Origin of the sequence: Salinimicrobium sp. WS361 (assembly GCF_050750585.1) — a bacterium.
Taxonomy (GTDB): Bacteria; Bacteroidota; Bacteroidia; order Flavobacteriales; family Flavobacteriaceae; genus Salinimicrobium.
On the sequence record NZ_JBOJLM010000002.1, the window covers coordinates 237,991 to 254,807 of the forward strand.

General features: G+C 41.2%; 15 protein-coding genes. 5 read left to right on the forward strand and 10 right to left on the reverse strand.

Features of this window, described 5'->3' with window-relative positions; genetic code table 11:
- Positions 1 to 7: 7 nt before the first annotated feature.
- Genes ACQ93I_RS02980 through tsaB form a run of 4 tightly spaced genes read left to right on the forward strand, consistent with a single transcriptional unit; the run spans position 8 to position 4,562 of the window.
- Entirely contained in the window at positions 8 to 1,129 is a 1,122-nt protein-coding gene (locus ACQ93I_RS02980) for an efflux RND transporter periplasmic adaptor subunit (protein ID WP_431697072.1), read from the forward strand.
- 59 nt (positions 1,130 to 1,188) lie between these two features.
- Positions 1,189 to 2,625 carry a TolC family protein gene (locus ACQ93I_RS02985; protein WP_431697073.1) on the forward strand — a complete coding sequence of 479 codons (1,437 nt, stop codon included), beginning with the start codon at positions 1,189 to 1,191 and terminating at the stop codon, positions 2,623 to 2,625.
- 3 nt (positions 2,626 to 2,628) lie between these two features.
- The gene (locus ACQ93I_RS02990; RefSeq protein ID WP_431697074.1) at positions 2,629 to 3,888 is read left to right on the forward strand and encodes an efflux RND transporter periplasmic adaptor subunit; all 1,260 of its coding nucleotides are present in this window, start codon (positions 2,629 to 2,631) and stop codon (positions 3,886 to 3,888) included.
- Between the two features lie 17 nt (positions 3,889 to 3,905).
- Positions 3,906 to 4,562 (forward strand): tRNA (adenosine(37)-N6)-threonylcarbamoyltransferase complex dimerization subunit type 1 TsaB, encoded by a 657-nt coding sequence (gene tsaB / locus ACQ93I_RS02995; RefSeq protein WP_431697075.1) that lies wholly within the window; start codon positions 3,906 to 3,908, stop codon positions 4,560 to 4,562.
- A 79-nt stretch (positions 4,563 to 4,641) separates the two neighbouring features.
- Here the strand turns inward: tsaB and ACQ93I_RS03000 are convergent, their stop codons facing one another.
- Together ACQ93I_RS03000 and ACQ93I_RS03005 are read right to left on the reverse strand one after the other, a co-directional pair.
- A complete protein-coding gene (locus ACQ93I_RS03000; protein WP_431697076.1) occupies positions 4,642 to 5,490 on the reverse strand; it encodes a mechanosensitive ion channel family protein in 849 nt (282 codons plus the stop codon).
- Positions 5,491 to 5,744: 254 nt separating this feature from the next.
- Positions 5,745 to 5,948, reverse strand: coding sequence for a dodecin family protein (locus tag ACQ93I_RS03005; protein ID WP_266068431.1), 204 nt, complete (start codon positions 5,946 to 5,948; stop codon positions 5,745 to 5,747).
- Between the two features lie 180 nt (positions 5,949 to 6,128).
- Here ACQ93I_RS03005 and ACQ93I_RS03010 point away from each other — a divergent pair, with 180 nt between their 5' ends.
- Positions 6,129 to 8,423, forward strand: coding sequence for an inorganic phosphate transporter (locus ACQ93I_RS03010; protein ID WP_431697077.1), 2,295 nt, complete (start codon positions 6,129 to 6,131; stop codon positions 8,421 to 8,423).
- A gap of 71 nt (positions 8,424 to 8,494) precedes the next feature.
- Here ACQ93I_RS03010 and ACQ93I_RS03015 read toward each other — a convergent pair whose 3' ends face one another.
- The 8 genes from ACQ93I_RS03015 to ACQ93I_RS03050 form a co-directional block, all read right to left on the reverse strand.
- On the reverse strand, positions 8,495 to 9,403 hold the full coding sequence (locus tag ACQ93I_RS03015) for a NifU family protein (protein ID WP_431697078.1): 909 nt from the start codon (positions 9,401 to 9,403) through the stop codon (positions 8,495 to 8,497).
- A 71-nt stretch (positions 9,404 to 9,474) separates the two neighbouring features.
- Positions 9,475 to 10,263 (reverse strand): glutamate racemase, encoded by a 789-nt coding sequence (gene murI, locus ACQ93I_RS03020; protein ID WP_431697079.1) that lies wholly within the window; start codon positions 10,261 to 10,263, stop codon positions 9,475 to 9,477.
- 63 nt (positions 10,264 to 10,326) lie between these two features.
- Positions 10,327 to 10,836 (reverse strand): OmpH family outer membrane protein, encoded by a 510-nt coding sequence (locus tag ACQ93I_RS03025; protein ID WP_265164746.1) that lies wholly within the window; start codon positions 10,834 to 10,836, stop codon positions 10,327 to 10,329.
- Between the two features lie 69 nt (positions 10,837 to 10,905).
- Positions 10,906 to 11,709 (reverse strand): OmpH family outer membrane protein, encoded by an 804-nt coding sequence (locus ACQ93I_RS03030; protein ID WP_431697080.1) that lies wholly within the window; start codon positions 11,707 to 11,709, stop codon positions 10,906 to 10,908.
- A 33-nt stretch (positions 11,710 to 11,742) separates the two neighbouring features.
- Positions 11,743 to 14,436 (reverse strand): outer membrane protein assembly factor BamA, encoded by a 2,694-nt coding sequence (gene bamA, locus ACQ93I_RS03035; RefSeq protein ID WP_431697081.1) that lies wholly within the window; start codon positions 14,434 to 14,436, stop codon positions 11,743 to 11,745.
- Entirely contained in the window at positions 14,369 to 15,109 is a 741-nt protein-coding gene (locus tag ACQ93I_RS03040; RefSeq protein WP_431697082.1) for an isoprenyl transferase, read from the reverse strand. Before ACQ93I_RS03040 ends, bamA begins: the two co-directional genes overlap by 68 nt.
- Position 15,110: 1 nt before the next feature.
- Positions 15,111 to 15,827, reverse strand: coding sequence for a DUF6089 family protein (locus tag ACQ93I_RS03045; protein ID WP_431697083.1), 717 nt, complete (start codon positions 15,825 to 15,827; stop codon positions 15,111 to 15,113).
- Positions 15,828 to 15,930: 103 nt separating this feature from the next.
- Positions 15,931 to 16,815: an NAD kinase gene (locus tag ACQ93I_RS03050; protein ID WP_431697084.1), complete on the reverse strand. Its 885-nt coding sequence runs from the start codon at positions 16,813 to 16,815 to the stop codon at positions 15,931 to 15,933.
- Positions 16,816 to 16,817 lie beyond the last annotated feature (2 nt).

Sequence of the window (16,817 nt, forward strand, 5' to 3'; positions counted from 1 at the left end):
AAACAGAATGAAAAGAATTGTAACGATCCTTATCCTGGTGGTAATCGCAGTAGCATTTACCGGAGCGCTATATTACCTGTATGCCAAAAATCAGGAAGACCCAACAGTTTATGAGACCGAACAGGCTTCAGAAAAAACTATTGTGAAAAAGACAGTGGCTACAGGGAATATTGTGCCAAAAGAAGAAGTTTTGATTAAACCCAATATTTCAGGGATCATTGAAGAAATCTTTATTGAAGCCGGTGATCGTATACAGGCCGGAGATCAAATTGCGAAGATACGTGTGATCCCTAATGTTTCATCTTTACAGAATGCTAAAGATGCAGTGCAAACGGCAAAGATCAACTTTGATAATGAAAAAAGGAATTTTGAGCGTCAGGAATCACTTTTTGAAAAGGGAGTAATTTCGGCTAATGAATTTGATGATGCCCAGGTGGCGTTTAGAAGGGCAGAGCAGAATTATAAATCTGCACAACAAAACTATGAGATTGTGCGTACGGGAACAACAAGCGGTTTGGGAACTGCTGCAAATACCTTGATTCGTTCTACAGTAGAAGGAATGGTGTTAGACGTTCCTGTGAAAGTGGGGAACCAGGTGATTGAAAGTAATAATTTCAATGACGGTACCACTATAGCTATTCTTGCCGATGTGAATAAAATGATCTTTGAAGGAAAGGTTGATGAGAGTGAAGTTGGGAAAATAAAAGAAGATTTGCCGCTTGAAGTAATGGTTGGCGCTATTGAAGATAAAACCTTTAAAGCAGTTCTCGATTACATAGCGCCAAAAGGAGTGGAGGAAAACGGGGCTATTCAGTTTGATATCGAAGGAACTCTTGACAAAGCCGATACTACTTTTATAAGAGCTGGCTTAAGTGCGAATGCTTCCATTATCCTGGCGAAAGCCGAAAATGTGCTGGCTCTAAGGGAAGCGTTGATACAATTTGATCCTAAAACACAAGAGCCTTTTGTTGAAGTAGCTACGGGAGACCAGCAATTTGAGCGCCGGGATGTGGAGTTGGGAGTGAGTGACGGCATCTTTGTAGAAATTAAAGACGGCATTACCGCAAATGACAAAATTAAAGTTTGGAACCAGCTAAAACCGGTTAATCCTACTGCACAAGTGCAATAGATTGTTTGCTGCTGTAACAAAAACGGTTCTTACAAGACTTACATTTTACAACTACAATTATGAAAAGATTTTTATTGACTGCAGTTTTCCTTTCTTCTTCCTTTTTTGGTTTTTCACAACAAAAGGAATGGACACTTCAGGAATGTATAGAATACGCACTTGAGAATAATATAAGCGTTAAACAGTCTCAGCTTGATGTCGATTTGGCCGATATTCAGATTTCTGATGCCTTCGGAAATTTTCTACCTTCCCTTAATGGGTCGGCTTCCAATTCCTGGAATACAGGTCTTACCCAAAACGTAACAACCGGAATTCTTCAGACGCAAACTACCCGGAACTTTTCCGCAGGAGTAACAGCGGGATTGACCTTGTTTGATGGTCTTAGGAATTTTAAGCAGTACCAGTACGCTAAAATGGCAAAACTGGCCAGTGAATATTCCCTGGAGCAAATGAAAGATGATATTGCTTTGTTTGTGGCCAATGCTTACTTACAGGTGCTTTTCAACAAAGAAAATCTTAAGGTGATCCAGTCTCAGCACCAAATTACCCTTGAGCAGCTTGAGAGAGCTGAAGCACTGGTAGAGGCAGGTTCTTTGCCACGGGGAGACTTACTTGAGATAAAAGCAACTTCTGCCAGTGAGGTACAGCGAATGATTGTTGCAGAAAACCAAATAGAGATCTCCTTGATCGCTCTCGCCCAAACCCTGCTTATAAAAGATTACGAGAATTTTAATATCGCCGAAAGAGATTACGATGTCTTTGGAAACGAGATACTGGATGTTCCGGTGTCTGAAGTCATTGAATCTGCCGAAGAAGAGCGTTATGAAGTTAAGGTAGCCGAGATGAACACCGAACTCGCAAAGAAAGAGGTTGAAATAGCTCGTGGCGCCTATTGGCCTACCCTAAACGCCTTTTTTAACTATAACACCCGGGAGTCCGGCGCCGGGAGGTTTGTTTCTGCAGGACTTGACCCTGATGAGCCTTATCGTCAAATAGGTTTTGTAGAGAATACTGAAGAAATTGTTGTGGCTCCAAACATGGTGAGTGAATTAGGAAACCCGCTTCCCTTTTTTGAACAGCTACAGCTAAACGATGGAATCTCTTATGGGGTGCAGCTTAATGTGCCGGTATTTAATGGATTTTCTACACGTAACCAGGTCAAAAGAAGTGAAGTGAACGTGCTAAGAGCCGAGTACCAGATGGAGCAGACAAAGCTTGATCTTGAAGCCAACGTTTACCAGGCCTATACCGATGCCCGTGGTGCTTTAAAAGCTTACGAAGCTGCATTGGTGGCCCGGGAGGCACAGCAGCTGGCTTACGAGTATGCCACAGAGCGCTATAATGTTGGGATGACCAACGCTTTTGACTTTAGTCAGGCAAAATTCAATCTTGAAAATGCCGAAAGCGAAGTAGTAAGGACCAAATACGATTATATTTTTAAATTAAAAGTGCTGGAACTATATTTTGGAGTGCCCATCACAGACCTTAAATTCTAGATAATGAAGAAGAAGACTATTTATATTATTGTTGGAATTGCCGTAGTTGTAATTGTTCTGCTCGTTGTAGGTAAAAAAGCAGGGTGGTTTGGCAAATCGGGAAATTTCAAAGAAGTTGAGGTTACAGAGGTGCAGAGGTTTGATGTTATTGAAAAAGTTTCGGCCACAGGTAAGATCCAGCCCGAGGTTGAGGTCAAACTTTCTTCGGAAGTTTCAGGAGAGATCATTGAACTTCCGGTAATTGAAGGGCAGCAGGTAGAAAAAGGAGATTTGCTGGTGCGGGTGAATCCTGAAATATACCAGTCTAATCTTGAACGGGTACGCGCCGGACTTCAAAATGTAAGATCGAGTCTGTCACAGGCAGAAGCTTCCTTAAAAGAAGCGGAATCTAATTACCAGCGAAATCAAAGTTTGTTTGAGAAAGGAATAATCTCCAAAGCAGAATGGGACAGGATTGTTTCGGCTTATGAAGGTGCGCAGGCCAACAGGCAGGCTGCTTTTTACAGTGTGCGTAGTGCTGAAGCCAGCGTGAACGAGGCTGTTGAAAACCTGGGGCGAACCAATATTTATGCCCCTATGAGCGGAACTATTTCTTCTCTTGATGCTGAGTTGGGGGAAAGAGTTGTAGGTACTCAGCAAATGGCTGGGACCGAAATATTGAGAGTGGCCGATCTTAGCGACATGGAAGTGGAAGTAGATGTGAATGAGAACGACATTGTAAAAGTCTCTATTGGTGACTCTACTATAGTTGAGGTAGATGCATATCTCAAACAGGAATTTAAAGGCGTGGTGACTGAAATTTCAAATTCGGCCAATGCTACAGCAACTGCCGACCAGGTAACGAACTTTAAGGTAAAGGTGCGGATTGTAAAAGAATCCTATGACCACCTGCTTGAAGGAAAACCCGGGAATTTCTCCCCTTTTAGACCCGGAATGACCGCCACGGTAGATATTATAACCAATAGACGTGATGATGTTATTGCAGTGCCAATAAGTGCAGTAGTTGTAAAAGCCGATACCAGTGCAGGCAGCCGCAACAACAGTGAAGAAAAGGCTTTAGAAGAGCTTTTTGAAACAGTGTATGTTAAAGAAGGTGATGAGGCAAAGGTGCGTGTTGTAGAAACAGGGATACAGGATGATTCCAGGATCGAGATCAAAGAAGGTCTTGAAACCGGGGAAATGGTTATTACAGGACCTTATAACACCGTGACCAAAATTCTTAAACCTGGAGATAAGGTAGAAGTGAAGGGAGAAAAAGAATAATTTCTTACCTTTCGGCCGTGATTCTATGTATTGAAACAGCTACCACAAATTGTTCGGTAGCGCTGGAAAATAAAGGGAAATTGCTGGCTTTGAAAGAAGACTACAGCAATAATTATTCGCACGCCGAAAGGTTACACCTTTTTATCGAAGAGATCCTTCGGGAAAATGAGGTAGAAGCGCGCGATCTGGATGCCATTGCCGTAAGTAAAGGTCCGGGTTCCTATACGGGCCTTAGAATTGGAGTTTCGGCCGCTAAAGGGCTCTGCTTTGCCCTGGAGCTGCCGTTGATTTCTATTCCTACACTCAGGTCTCTGGCTTTGCAGGTGAAACAGGAAAAAGACGGCTTCATTATTCCCCTTTTAGACGCCCGAAGAATGGAAGTCTATACCGCCGGATTTACCGCTGATTACCGAAAAGTTTTTGACACTCGTGCCCAAATACTTGCTCCTGATTCTTTTTCGAAGTACCTGGAGAATGCTGCTGTGACTTTTATAGGAAGTGGAGTGGAAAAATTCAGCAAGATTTGTGAACATCCCAATGCCACTTTTATCGAAGGGAAGTTACCATCAGCTTCACAGATGGTTTCACTGGCTTCAGAAAAATTTCAGAAACAAAAGTTTGAAGATGTAGCTTACTTTGAGCCGTACTATCTCAAAGACTTTATGGCTGGATAGGTTCCTTGTTTAACGTTTTTAGTTTGTAGAAAAAATATTTTAAACTACAAACCAAAAACTTCCGGGACATAAGCCTCGACTACAAACTACTCTTTTCTTCTTTACTGTGGTTGAAAAAATGCACATCGCGCTGTGGGAATGGTATGGAGATTCCCGCCGCTTCAAGTCGTGTTTTTGCCTCTTCAATTGTATACCAGTGACGGTCCCAAAAAACGTCATTTTTGGCCCAGAATCTCACCGAAAGATTTACAGCACTGTCGGCAAGCTCGGTCACTACTACTGCCGGGGCAGGATCTTCAAGAATGTCTTCCTGTTCTTTAAGTAAGTCCATGAGAACATCTTTTGCCAGTTTTATGTTGCTGTCGTAGGAGATGCCTATAGTAATAGCGTCCCTTCTTTTATCTTCGGCCGAATAATTAATAATATTTTCATTAGAAAGTTCCCCATTCGGAATAATAGCCAGTTGATTGCCAAAGGTGTTAAGCTTTGTGTAGAACATGGAAATATCTTTTACACTTCCCGAAATGCCGTTGACTTCAATCCAGTCTCCCAACCTGAAGGGCTTTAACAACAGTATCAGAACTCCGCCTGCGAAATTTGAAAGTGATCCCTGCAGTGCAAGACCTATGGCCAAACCTGCGGCTCCTAAAATGGCAATAAATGAGGTGGTTTCTATGCCCAGCATACCTACCACACTTATAATGAGAAGTACCAGCAGTATGCCGTTGGCAAGGTTAAGCAGGAATTTTACAAGTGCAGGATCGTGATTGCTTTTTTGAAAAAATCTTTTAAGATAGCCTATAACTATTTTTATAAGCCACCACCCAATAACGAGCCAGAGTAAGGCACCGAGTAGATCGGGTAAAAAAGCTATGAAATTTTCCAGGTATTCTTTAGATATGCTCTTGAGATTGGTAATTTCTTCCATTTAAAAACTGTTTGCTGCAAAGGTGAAAGAATCAGCTTTTTTAATGCGTTTAGAGAATGTTAAAATACTGTAAAGAAAATCGCTTCAGGTCATCTTAAACAAAGAAGCTGCCTTAAAAGCCTTTTTTGTCTACCTATTGATTTAGGTTCTATGACTTCTGAAAATAATCAGAGGTATAAGATTCTGAAATAACTTCAGAATGACAATTTTAGCTTTTAAGACAGCTTCAGTTAACTAATTAAACCAGCCCTTTCTTAGGCCTCTACTTCAAAAGTGATCTTAACGATCACCCGGTAGTCTGTAATACTATCACCTTTAACATTGGCGTTTTGTTCTTTTACGTAAACAGATTTTATATTCTTTACAGATTTTGATGCAGTTTTAACTGCGTTTTTTACAGCTTCTTCCCAACTCTTTTCAGAGTTTGCCATAATCTCAATTACTTTCATCACCGCCATAATTCTTTTTTTTATTGGTTAATATTTTATTTAAACTGTTGATTATTAATATACAAAAACTTTAGGGGGCTTTTAGTAAGGAATTGTTAAACCTTGCAGCGTTTGGTATTAAGCTAAAGCGAGTAAGGCCTTTATTTAAATTATCCTTATTTTGCAGTAGCTAAACCTGCTTTTCTTAGAATGGAAGATATTTATATCGTAATGCTGGTCGCCTTGTTTGCCCTTGCAGTGACCGATCTGGTTGTTGGAGTGAGTAACGATGCAATTAACTTCTTAAGTTCGGCTATTGGGTCACGGGCTTTCCCCATGAAAACCATTCTTATCGTAGCAAGTGTTGGTGTAGGAGTGGGGGCTATTTTTTCAAGCGGGATAATGGAAGTAGCGCGTAAGGGTATCTTCATGCCCGGGCAGTTCTATTTCGAAGAGATCATGATCATTTTTATGGCGGTAATGATCACCGATGTGCTGCTGCTCGATTTCTTTAATTCCCTTGGGTTACCTACCTCCACAACGGTATCTATAGTGTTCGAACTTTTAGGTGCCGCCGTAAGTGTGGCAGTGATCAAGATCTACAATGGTTCCGGAAATTACGGGGAGATTTTTAGCTACATAAATACATCCAAAGCAACCGAGATTATTATGGGCATCCTTATGGCAGTGGTCATAGCCTTTCTCATAGGGGCTATAGTACAATATTTTTCGCGCCTAATTTTTTCCTTTCAATTCGAAAAGAAAATTAAGTACGCAGGTGCCATTTTTGGAGGGGTATCACTTACTGCAATCCTCTACTTCATTTTACTGAAGGGTTTAAAATCTGTTACCTTTATTTCACAGGATTTTTTGAACTATCTTGATAATAATACGCTGGTTATTCTGGGAGCAGGGCTGGTGATCTTCACTTTGATATCACAGCTTTTAATGAGTTTGTTCAAAACTCATATTTTAAAGTTTATCATCCTTATTGGAACCTTTTCTCTTGCCCTGGCTTTTGCCGGGAATGATCTGGTGAATTTTATTGGGGTACCCATTGCAGCCTGGCAGTCTTTTGAATTGTGGCAGGCAGCGTATGCTGCCTCAGGTACTTTGCCGTCTCAGTTTTTAATGAGTGATTTACAGGGGGAGGTCTCAACCCCTGCTTTTCTGTTGCTCGGGGCAGGAGGTGTGATGGTAATTACTCTATGGTTTTCCCGCAAAGCCCGTAATGTTGTTGAAACAGGAGTTAACCTCTCCCGACAGGGCGAAGTAACCGAAAGATTTGATCCTAATTTTCTTTCCCGCGGAATTGTTCGGTATTCAGTCTTTCTCGGCAATGCGATTGGTGCTATTACCCCAAAAGTAGTAAGTAAAAAAATTGATGAAAAATTTCAGAAACCCGGCGCCTTTACACGTGATTCTGAAGAAACACCGGCATTCGACCTGGTACGTGCTTCGGTAAATCTTGTGGTGGCCAGTATTTTGATCTCCATAGGAACGAGCCTTAAACTGCCACTTTCCACTACCTATGTGACCTTCATGGTAGCTATGGGGACTTCTCTGGCCGACCGGGCCTGGGATAGGGAAAGTGCTGTATATCGTGTAGCCGGAGTAGTAAATGTTGTTGGTGGCTGGTTTGTAACCGCACTTGTAGCTTTCTCGGCTGCCGCTATCTTTGCCGCTATTATTTACTTCGGAGGGATTATAGCCATTACCATTCTTATTATTCTGGCCATTTTCAGTATTGCCCGCAGCTTTGTGCTTCACGCCCGAAAGGAGAAGGAGAAAAAGCGAAAAAAGCCTTTCAGAAGAAATGATATCAGCACCATTAATGATATCGTAGTAGAGAGCTCTAAAAACATTTCCAGTATTGTGTGTGGTGTAAATCAAATGTTCTCAAAGACGGTCAAGAACCTTGGTTACTACGATAAGAGCAAGCTTAAAAAGAATAAAAAGTCTATTAAAAAACTGGAATCTGAAATTGACGAACTCAAACGGAATGTTTTTTATTTCATCAAAAGTATTGAGGAAACTTCCCTTGATTCAAACCGCTTTTATATCCTTATTCTCGATTATCTTCAGGATATCGTGCAGTCTATCGGCTACATCACCAGGAACAGTTACAACCATGTGAATAACAACCACAAGAATCTCAAGTTCAATCAAATTCGGGATCTCAAAAGGGTAGACGATAAGATGCAGGCTTTATTTGACGAGATTGAAGACATTTTTGCACATCGTGATTTTGCGCGCATTGATGTAGTTTTGGCTGGTAAACAGGTTTTGCTAAACGATGTTGGAGAGCTTATCGAGAAACAGATTAAAAGAATCAGGACTACCGAAAGCAGTCCGAGAAATTCTGAACTTTACTTCGGGTTATTGCTTGAAACACGAGACCTCATTACTTCAACAATGAACTTGCTGGAGCTTTACCGCGAATTTAATATTGCTGTGGAAGCGACCATGTTCTCCACCGGTTTTCCACAAAAAGAACAGGACTAAAAAACACCATTTTTGAGTGTCCTTTAGTCCTGTTTATATAATGCAGGAAGTTGTGCTTACTAATTTTCTAATTATCCATTAATGGCTTCCACACGATCTACTCTGCCTTGCAGCATGTCTTTGAGCATTGTCTCAATTCCGTTCTTAAGAGTCATTGTAGAAGAGGGGCAACCGCTACAGGCTCCCTGCAGGATCACTTTTACAAGTTTCTGCTGTTCGTCGTAACTATCAAATAGAATATTGCCACCGTCACTGGCTACCGCCGGCTTGATGTACTCATCCAGAATGGCAACAATTTCTTTTGAAGTATCATCGAGTTCAACCTTTCTTATCGGTGCTTTTCCTTCAGATTTAACTGCAGAAGGTTGCTCGCTGTCCTCAATCAATACTTCTTTTCCCTGTTCCAGGTACTCTCTCATGTATTCCCTGAGTTCCTGTGTGATCTCTTCCCATTCAGCAATATCATATTTCATGATGGAGAGGTAGTTCTCATCAATAAAAACTTCTTTAACGAAAGGAAAGTGGAATAAAGCCTTTGCTAAAGGAGCATTTTTGGCCTCGTCTATGTTTTTGAACTCCACACTCTGAAGCACCAGTTTCTTATTTGAAACAAACTTCATAACCGTAGGGTTAGGCGTACTTTCGGCGTATATAGTGACAGGTACTTTTTTGATTTCCTCTTGTGGAGGGGTTACTGCAGTTCCGCCATTGTTGAGGTAGGTCTCAATTTGTTCCGCGATTTCCTGCTGCACGTCTTTCCAGTGCACAATGTTGTATTTTTCTACAGCCACAAAATTTTGAGCTATGTATACCTTTTTTACGAAAGGAAGATGGAATAGCTGCTGGGCTAGAGGAGAACGCGCGGCCTCTTCAATATTATTGAATTCAAAGCTCTCATGTTTGGTCAAAAATACATTTGCCTCAAACTTGACGATTGTTGGCCTGGTGGTAGGCTGAATATCTATGGTGATGTTTTTCATGTCGAAATTTTTGCAAAATTACAATTTTCTGCCCGTTTTACATCGCTTATTTAGAACGATTCAATGTGCTTTTAAAAATCAAGGTAGTTGACTTTGAAAGAGTTTAAAGGCGCGGGAATAATGTCAGCAAGAATTTCTGGGTCTCCATTGGTGAAAAATTCTGGGATTTGCTGTTGTTCACTAGTCAGCAAGTCAAGACTTTGAAGTACAACGCGGGTTTGTTTGGCAACGGCCATCCCCGAGTCTATGATCTGCACGTGTGGAGGGAGTATTTTTTTTAGGGTGGGTATTAAATAAGGGTAATGGCTACAGCCCAACACCAAATAATCTATGCCGGCTTGTATCATGGGTTCGAGGAGCTCTGTAAGCATATCATGAACCACACGGGCATCTTTTTGTCCCTGTTCTATTTTTTCTACCAGGCCTTTTCCCACTACTTCAACGATCTTGTTATCTTTTGAATAAAGGTCTGATGCCTTGGCAAAAAGATTGCTGGAGAGGGTCCCTTTTGTAGCGAGGATACCAATGCACTTGGCGCGGGTTTGCAAGGCAGCTGGCTTTATTGCGGGTTCAATCCCAATGAACGGAATGCTATATGAGGTCCTTAAATGAGTGATGGCATTCGTGGTAGCCGTGTTACAGGCCACTACAATTATTTTCGCCCCCATTTCGAGCAGCTTTTCGGTATTCTTAATGCTTAGCCTTACAATTTCTTCAGGAGATTTTTCTCCGTAAGGAGCGTTAAAACTGTCGGCTAAATAAATGGTATGTTCCAGGGGGAGCAGGTGATGGATTTCTTTCCAGATGGAGGTGCCACCCACACCCGAATCAAATATACCTATAGGTTTGTCTTTGCTCATTCCTGTAAAAATAAAAACTGCGCATCAATGATGCGCAGTTTTTACAAAATATTTTAGCGGAAATTAAATTCCAAGTTCTTTCTTAACATCAGGCATTAGATCATAACCATCGGCCATAAGAAGTCCTGTTCCGGTAGTAGAGTCTAGTACATAGTCATATCCTTTTGCGCGGGCTACTTTTTGAATTGTAGTACGTGCTTTTTCAAATACAGGCTTAAGAAGCTCTACTTCTTTTTGACGAAGATCCTGCTCAGCAGTTTGACGGTACTCACCAATAGATCTTTGTGTTTGTTGAAGTTCTAAAGCTCTTTTTTGGTTTTCTTCATCTGTCTTTGTTTGAGCTTCAGATTCATATCTTTTCATTGTGCCTTGGGCTTCAGTAACCATCTCTTTAATTTGAGTATCGTAAGTTTTCTGAAGTTTTTCCAATTGGTTCATTGCAGCTTTATATCCTGGCATCTGTTCAATCAATTCTTGTGAAGCGATGTGCGCCACTTTTGATTGTGCGTTTGCAAAAGAAGTTGCTCCAAAGATTAAAGCTACAGCTATTAGAAGGGTCTTGAATTGTTTCATGTTTAAAATTGATTATTTAATTGTTGAATTATTTGTTGTACTATTATTTGTTGTACTATTATTGGCTTACTAGTTGTTCCTGATTTCTTCTCTCGCCTTTGCTACAGAATCTTTCTTCCTTTGACGTTCTTTGAGAATGGCCTCTCTGCGTCTTTCGGCTTCTTCCTTTTTTGCATTGCGAATAGAATCTCTTTCTTGTCGTCTCTTTTCAAGAAGGGCTTCTCTTTCCTGCTTTCTCTCCTGTTGCAATTGCTCTCTTTCTGAAAGCACTGCGTCTTCTTCAACAGTCTTTGCCTCCTCTCTTATCAGTTCTCTTTTCTCCTGTCGCGTTTCCAGCTCTTTCCTGTTAGAGGCCCTGGTAATACTTCTTAGTACCTGGTCACTCACATCAAGCCGATCTGCAGCAAAAAGAGTAACTACATCTGCCGATTTATCAAAGATAAGATCATAATTACGGTTCTTGGCAATTTCCTGTACTGCTACAAAAACCTGGTCCTGTACCGGCTTTACCAGTTGGAGTTTTTGAGTAATAAAATCTCCATTAGGGCCAAATCTCTTTTGTTGATAATCCAGAATTTTTTTCTCTTCAAACTTTATCTCGTCTTCACGGTCTTTGATCAATTCATTGGTCAAAAGTGGCCTTTCATTAGCGAGATCCTGTTTCATCTTGTCAACCCTTTGCAACTCGGTCTCGATCTCCGTCTTCCACTGCTGTACTTTCTTTTCAAGTTGGGCAGAGGCTTCCTGGTATTCGGGAACGTTTTGAAGGATGTATTCCATATCTACATAACCAATTCTCACTGTTTGCTGTGCCTGCACAACAAAACCCGAAACGAGTAAAAAAGTTAGTGTTATAAGAATGGATTTTTTCATAATCAAGGGGTATATAGAAAATACCGTGCCAAATTAAAACTGCTGTCCAATTATAAAGTGGGTCTCCCAACCGTTAGCCTGGGTCTCTCCCGGAAGTGGGTCAAAACCATATCCAAAATCTATTCCTAACAATCCGAAGGCCGGCATGAATATCCTGATCCCTGCACCTGCAGAACGATTGATCTGGAAAGGGTTGTAATCTTTGAAATCATCAAAAGATGCTCCGGCTTCCAGGAAGGTAAGCCCATAAATGGAGGCTGTTGGTTTTAATGTGATTGGGTATCTTAATTCCAGGGAATATTTGTTGTAAATAGTTGCCCCGTCATTATCTGTAGCGCTACTCATTACGCCGCGGTCAACCGGGATGAGAGACTGGTTAGGATATCCTCTAAGTGCAATGGCTTCACGGCCATCCATACTATAGGTGCCCATTCCATCTCCACCAAGGTAGAACCTTTCAAAAGGTGGAATACCACGGTCATTGTTGTAAGCTCCAAGGAAACCGTATTCTGCGTGGGTTCTTAAAACTAATTTTTCATAGATGTTGGTATACCATGTACCGTTGAATTTGATTTTGTAAAATTCTAACCATTTATATTTCTCCTGGTCTATTTTTCCCTGATCTGGTACAGGATCTTCTCCGTCTCTTAATGGTCTTCCCTGCCTGTTTATAAGGACTCCGTTTTCATTTTGAAGCTGATATTCTTTTTGATCTCCAAGATTTGCATAATCAATGTCGTTAAACAAAGAATAAGGAGGAGTAAGCTTGGCTATAATTTCAAATTTTGAGCCTCCCATAGGGAAAATAGGGTTGCTGAAGGTGTTGTCTCTTGTAAGGCCAAGGGTGAGGGAGAAGTTATTGGAATAACCATCTCCAAAAGTAAAGAGCCCTGTGTTGTAGTTGCTCAGGTTGTAGTGTTGAAAAGCAACTGCAGTAGAAAGTACAAAAAAGTCATCGGGTACAGTTAGCCTTCTTGCAAGACCTAAAGTGATCCCTGAAATAGAGAACTTTCTGTCTTTATCGGCTTCACGGTTTCTGTAGTCGTAGAAATACTGTTCAGTGTGCTGCAGGGAAGTAGAAAGCCTTACAGGTTTCTTTCCGCCCCACCATGGTTCAGAGAAAGAAAGGCTGTAGGTTTGATAATATGTACTGGCCTGTGCACGTAGAGAAAGTGTTTGTCCATCTCCCATAGGTAATGGTTTGTAGGCATCTTTATCAAAAAGTCCGCTTAGGGAAAAGTTGTTGAAAGAAAGCCCAAGGGTTCCTACGAAGCCTCCGCCACCATATCCTCCCTGTAGTTCTATCTGGCTGGCTCCTGCTTCCACAACAGAATACTCAAGGTCTACAGTTCCGCTGTTCTGGTCTACCTCTTTAAAATCGGGGGTAAGATTTTCAGCATCAAAGAATCCTAGCTGTCCAAGTTCCCGCACCGTTCTTACAACAGCTTCTTTGCTGTACTTGTGGCCGGGTTTGGTTCGCATCTCTCTATAGATTACGTGATCTTTTGTCTTATCATTTCCAATTACGGTAATTTCATCAAAGTAGGCGACTTTACCTTCTCTTATTCTTATCTCAAAATCTATAGTGTCGTTGTAAACTCTAACTTCTACCGGGTTAATATTCGAGAACAGGTACCCGTTATTTTGATACAGGTTGGTAAGGTCGTTTGCGTCAGGTTTTGTGTTGTCGGCAATCTGCTTTTCAAGAAGAACACCGTTGTATACATCTCCCTTGCTTATTCCAAGCCTTCTTCGCAGTTCCTGATCACTGTAAACTGAATTTCCAACAAATTCGATATCACCAAAATAGTAACGGTTTCCTTCTTCAAGGTTAATGTTTAGTGCCACGTCGTTCTCATCTACATGAACTAAACTATCAGAAACGATTCGCGCATCTCGGTAACCTCTTTCTTTATAGATGCTCAATATTTTCTGCTTGTCGGCTTCATACTCCTCCGGAATAAATTTTGAGCGTTTCCAGAACCTAAGGAATTTTTGCTCCTTCGTTTTCTTCATAGCACGTTTAAGGCGGGCATCAGAAAAAGCTTCATTTCCGGAAATTTCTATGCCTTCAATTTTTACTCTTTCTCCCTTGTCAACATTAACCACCAGGTTTACAGTATTGCGGTTAAGAGTGTCTTCTACGGGAACGGTGTTCATCACTACTTTTGTATTGAGGAAACCTTCCTCTTTAAAAGTATTCTGAATATAGTTTTTGGTGGTAGTCAACAGGTTTTCTGTAACCTTTGTGCCAACATTCAGCTTGTTCTCTTTGATGAACTCTTCCTGTTTCTTTTTCTTGATGCCCTGAATTCTCACATTGGCAAGTGCAGGTACTTCCTGGATTTCAAGTTCAAGATCGGCAACGTTACCGTCTATATTGGTTACATAGATATTAACATCGCTGAAGGATCCAACATCCCATAATTTTTTAAGGACTTTACTAATACGGTCTCCGGGAATAAATATCTTTTCACCTTTTTTGAGTCCGGTATATGCAATAATGGTCTGTTCGTTAAAGGATACATTCCCTGTAACCTCTATCTCACCTATTGTGTACTCCTGGCCGTTTGCAAGTGGCAGATCCTGTGCTGCTGAAGTAAAATTAAATAAGAGGCCAAGGGCCAAAAGTGCTAATGTAGATTTTGTTTTTAAGGCACTAACTAAGTTGCTCACTTGTTTTTCCAAATCTTCGTTCTCTATTTTGATAATTATAAATGGCTTCATACAGGTCATCTCTCCTGTAATCTGGCCAAAGTATTTCTGAAAAATATAATTCGGCATAAGCGATTTGCCACAAAAGGAAATTGCTTATGCGTTGTTCTCCGCTTGTCCTTATTACCAGATCAACATCTGGAAGGTTGCGGGTGTAAAGATGCTTATTTATAACCGATTCATCAATATCTTTAGAGAAAATCTCGCCTGCAGATACTTTTTCGGAAATTTCTTTTACCATAGAGGTAAGCTCTTCCCGGGAACCATAACTAAGGGCCAGGGTGAGGATCATTTTCTTGTTGCCAGATGTTTTTTCAATGACCTCCTGTAGCTCTCTGTGGGCTTTTGTGGGTAAATTGTCAAGGCAGCCTATGGCGTTGAGGGAGATGTCATTGTCCTGAAGTGTCTTGATCTCTTTCTTAAGAGAGGAGACCAACAGCTTCATAAGTGTATCTACTTCAATTTTTGGCCTGTTCCAGTTTTCAGTAGAAAAAGCATACAGGGTGAGGTTTTTTATACCAATTTCGGCACAACCTTCCACTACTTCCCTAACGGCCTTGGTACCTTTTTCATGACCCTTAACACGCATTAACCCCTGCTTTTTTGCCCACCTGCCGTTGCCATCCATAATAATGGCAATGTGTTGGGGTAATTTTGAAGGATCAATATTTTCTTTAAAGTTCATATTAATATTTGTTGAAGCAACCCGACCCTCTTCCGAAATTAAACGTGAAGTAGATGCCCGTAAACACATACCAGTCGGTGGTATTTCGGTTTCCAAAATCGTACAGCCGATAATCGCTTTCTACTTCAGATGGTTGGCTGCCGTCCAGGTTATCGGTGAATGTGTAGCGGGCGCCTATTTCTATTCCGGCAGAAAGAAAATTGGTAAGCGTTTGTTTATACCCCATCACAATAGGCAGGGAGAACTCCCAGTTATTTCCTGCTTCCTGCAGCTCATTTGCTGCCGGGTTGGTATATGCCCTGTTCTTTAGCATGTAATGTTTGGCAAAATAGTAACTAATGCCGGTGTAAAGATAAGGAGTTGATTGGTATGTATTAGAATGCAGGTCCCAATTCCAGAAAGTAAATTCAATTCCCAAAGAGGCTTCGGCAATATTGTTGGAAAAAGAATAGCCCCTGTCATTCCGGCGACCTTCATTAGACAGGGCGTCATCGGCTTCGAGCTGGGCATAAAGTAAAGAAAACCTGAATGCATGGCGGTCGCTGCGGTTCCATTTAACAAGCCCTCCAAATACGGGGGCGTTAGGATTGATGTAGGTAGTGTTACCCACGTCCCCAATATAATTTGCGCCTCCTATAAAAGGGCCCACTTCAAAATTTTGGGAATATGTTTGGATGCCGAAAAGCCCAATCAAAACCATAACAATAAGATACCTCATAGGTCTTCAAAAGTCTGCAAATATAACAATAATGTTTGCCCCACAAATAACAGGTATGGGTTTGTGCCTTAGCAATAACAGTTTAAAGTAGGTTTTATTGTTTTTAATTGCGCTTATCTTCTCCCCAAAGTAGTTTTTTCCGAAGGGTTTTTAAGAAGGTGTCACTGGTAAATTCGACTATCTTGGTCTTAAAAGGCGCTTTTTTTATGGTGACTGTAGTGTTGTTTTTTAAAGTAGCTAACCTTGAATCCATAGAGACAAGGTAATCATCGGCCCGTCCCGAAACTCTCAGGGTTATTCTGGTATTGTCTTTAATCACAAGCGGGCGGGCATTGAGGTTATGTGGGGCAATAGGGGTAATAACCAGTGCTTTTGTGGCTGGGGTAATCACCGGGCCGCCACAACTCAGGGAATAGCCGGTAGAGCCGGTGGGCGTAGAAACTATCAATCCGTCAGCCCAGTAAGCAGTAAGGGGTTCATCGTCGAGCCAGGTATCTATCGTGATCATAGAGGTACTATTCTTCCGGCTAACGGCTATTTCGTTGAGCGCAAAATTATTACCACGCAGTTCTTCTACTTCAGGATCGGTGATGATACACAGCAGGGAGCGTTGCGAAATTTTATATTCCTCTTTAATTAGTCTTGAGATGGTTGTACGAATTTCTTCTTTGTGAACAGTAGCCAAAAATCCAAGCCTTCCGGTGTTGATGCCCATAATGGGAATATCAAGATCCCGTACAAAATTGATAGATTGAAGTATCGTGCCGTCACCGCCCACACTTATAAAAATATCGTACGAATTGTCCAGCGCTTTAAAGGTTTTAAAATGCTGAAAATTCTTCTTTATCTCATTGTTTTCATCAATAAGCCTCAGGAAGTTTTCTTCTATTGCAACTTCAATATTTTCAGAATCAAGTACATTGAGAAGTTCTTCAATGTAAATGCCTGAATTATCGTGATAGAATTGTCCATATATTGCAGCCTTCATCT

What these genes read in the sequence shown, in the direction of transcription:
- ACQ93I_RS02980 (WP_431697072.1), top strand. Translation starts at nt 8, where the DNA reads ATGAAAAGAATTGTAACGATCCTTATCCTGGTGGTAATCGCAGTAGCA.
- ACQ93I_RS02985 (WP_431697073.1), top strand. Translation starts at nt 1,189, where the DNA reads ATGAAAAGATTTTTATTGACTGCAGTTTTCCTTTCTTCTTCCTTTTTT.
- ACQ93I_RS02990 (WP_431697074.1), top strand. Translation starts at nt 2,629, where the DNA reads ATGAAGAAGAAGACTATTTATATTATTGTTGGAATTGCCGTAGTTGTA.
- ACQ93I_RS03000 (WP_431697076.1), bottom strand. Translation starts at nt 5,490, where the DNA reads ATGGAAGAAATTACCAATCTCAAGAGCATATCTAAAGAATACCTGGAA.
- ACQ93I_RS03005 (WP_266068431.1), bottom strand. Translation starts at nt 5,948, where the DNA reads ATGGCGGTGATGAAAGTAATTGAGATTATGGCAAACTCTGAAAAGAGT.
- ACQ93I_RS03010 (WP_431697077.1), top strand. Translation starts at nt 6,129, where the DNA reads ATGGAAGATATTTATATCGTAATGCTGGTCGCCTTGTTTGCCCTTGCA.
- ACQ93I_RS03015 (WP_431697078.1), bottom strand. Translation starts at nt 9,403, where the DNA reads ATGAAAAACATCACCATAGATATTCAGCCTACCACCAGGCCAACAATC.
- murI (WP_431697079.1), bottom strand. Translation starts at nt 10,263, where the DNA reads ATGAGCAAAGACAAACCTATAGGTATATTTGATTCGGGTGTGGGTGGC.
- ACQ93I_RS03025 (WP_265164746.1), bottom strand. Translation starts at nt 10,836, where the DNA reads ATGAAACAATTCAAGACCCTTCTAATAGCTGTAGCTTTAATCTTTGGA.
- ACQ93I_RS03030 (WP_431697080.1), bottom strand. Translation starts at nt 11,709, where the DNA reads ATGAAAAAATCCATTCTTATAACACTAACTTTTTTACTCGTTTCGGGT.
- bamA (WP_431697081.1), bottom strand. Translation starts at nt 14,436, where the DNA reads ATGAAGCCATTTATAATTATCAAAATAGAGAACGAAGATTTGGAAAAA.
- ACQ93I_RS03040 (WP_431697082.1), bottom strand. Translation starts at nt 15,109, where the DNA reads ATGAACTTTAAAGAAAATATTGATCCTTCAAAATTACCCCAACACATT.
- ACQ93I_RS03045 (WP_431697083.1), bottom strand. Translation starts at nt 15,827, where the DNA reads ATGAGGTATCTTATTGTTATGGTTTTGATTGGGCTTTTCGGCATCCAA.
- ACQ93I_RS03050 (WP_431697084.1), bottom strand. Translation starts at nt 16,815, where the DNA reads ATGAAGGCTGCAATATATGGACAATTCTATCACGATAATTCAGGCATT.